The sequence below is a fragment of the Curtobacterium sp. B18 genome (assembly GCF_000333375.1).
In the GTDB taxonomy this organism is placed as follows: Bacteria; Actinomycetota; Actinomycetes; order Actinomycetales; family Microbacteriaceae; genus Curtobacterium.
In genome coordinates this window covers 1-1,737 of sequence record NZ_BACZ01000145.1, presented here as the reverse complement: position 1 = coordinate 1,737, position 1,737 = coordinate 1, and the positions used below count along the sequence as shown (strand labels likewise).

Sequence of the window (1,737 nt, the reverse complement as noted above, 5' to 3'; positions counted from 1 at the left end):
CATCAGCAGCCCCTGGTCAATGCAGTAGGGGGGGTGGGCGCTCGCGTTCGGCATCAGCTCGGTGGCCGCGGTCAGCAGGGCCGCCGACACCGGCGCCCCGGCCGACAGGAACAGCCGCACCCGGCCGAGTGCCGCACGCTCGTCGGCGGTGAGCGCACCCGCGGTCGCCACCACGTTCGCGACGGCGGCCGGCGACAGGAACACGACCGTGGCGTCGGCTGCCTGCACCGCGTCGGCGACCGCCCGCGCGGTGAGCGTCCTGGGTGCCGTGACGTCCATGTCCGGTGCGACCGACCGCGCCCCGAGGGCCGGACCGAGGAGGGCGAACGGGGCGAACCCGGCGACGAGCCCGGTGCCGACGCCGATGTCGTACTGGGTGGCCAGCGCGTCCCGGACGGCACCGAGCTGCCCGTGCGTGTACACGACGCCCTTGGCCGGGCCGGTCGACCCCGACGTGAACAGCACGGCGGCCGGTGCGTCGGCGCCGGGGGCCTCGGGCACGGCGGTCCCCCGTGCGAGCCGGTCGGCCCCGCGGCGAGCGACCTCGGTGAGGGTGCGTTCGACCCGGAGCGCACGCCGGGCGGCGGCGGGCAGCGCGACCGTCGCGATCCGACGACCGGGCCAGCCGAGCGCCCGCGCGGCTCCGAGGCCGGGCAGCGCACCGATGATCCAGTCGGGACGCGCGCCGCGCACGGCCCGGGTCAGGCCGCGCAGGCCCAGCCCGGCGTCGGCGACCACGACGACCGCGCCGATGCGGACGCAGGCGTAGAGGACCGCGGTGAGGTCGGCTCCCGGGGTGACGAGCAGCGAGACACGGTCGCCGGGGCGGACGCCGAGGTCGACGAGTCCCGCCGCGATCTCGTCCACCCGGCGGGCGAGCAGCCGCCACGACACCGTGCGGGGTCCGCCGGCGGCGGCCATCTCGACGAGCGCGGCGTCGTCGCGCTCGCGCAGTGCGTCGAGTGCGGCCCACAGCGGACGGCCCGCGTCGGCGACGGTGTCGGTGGGGGCCTGGAGGGACGGTTCGGCCCCGGCGGGCCCGTGACCGTCCGGCAGGTGGTCACCGAGCCAGTCGAAGACCGTCCCGGCGACGTCGGCGTCGTCCGGCAGCAGGTGCCCGGCGCCCTCGAAGCGGTGGACGTCGGCGTGCGGCAGGCGGTCCGCGAGGTCGTCGAGGTAGCGCTCCAGGAACACCGGGTCGCGCGGGCCCCACATCACGAGGGCCGGCACGTCGAGCGCCGCGACCCCCGCGGCGATCCGGTCGAGTTCCGGTGCGCTCGGGTGGTCGGCGTCGACGGGGATGTCGGCGACGAACCCGCCGATGCCCCCGCGACGGGCGGCGCCGCGGTAGGGCGCCCGGTACGCGTCCGCGACGGGACGGTCGAGCCGCGGGTGCGCGATCGCGAGGGTCGTCTCGAGGAACGCCGGCGTCAGCACCGTGGCGCGGCCGAGGAGCTCGGGACGGAGGGCGAGCCGCAGCGGCGCCGGGATCGGGGCGTCGTCCGGCTGGTGCACGGCGGTGTTGCAGGTCGTGACGGCCACGACGAGGTCCGGGTGGTCCACCGCCCAGCCGAGGGAGACGACCCCGCCCCAGTCGTGCCCGAGGGTCACCACCGGGCCGGTCAGGCCGAGTTCGTCGGTCAGCGCGCCGAGGTCCCGCACGCGGTCCGCCAGCCCGTGCTGCGTGCCGGTCCGCTCCGAGAAACCCATGTCGAGCTGGTCGACCGCGACGCCCGC

The 1,737-nt window shown here is 77.4% G+C and carries 1 protein-coding gene; it reads right to left on the bottom strand.

The features are described 5' to 3' along the window. Positions 1-1,737 (bottom strand): alpha/beta fold hydrolase (locus I5E_RS03985; protein ID WP_022905854.1); only part of this gene is annotated, 1,737 nt, incomplete at both ends.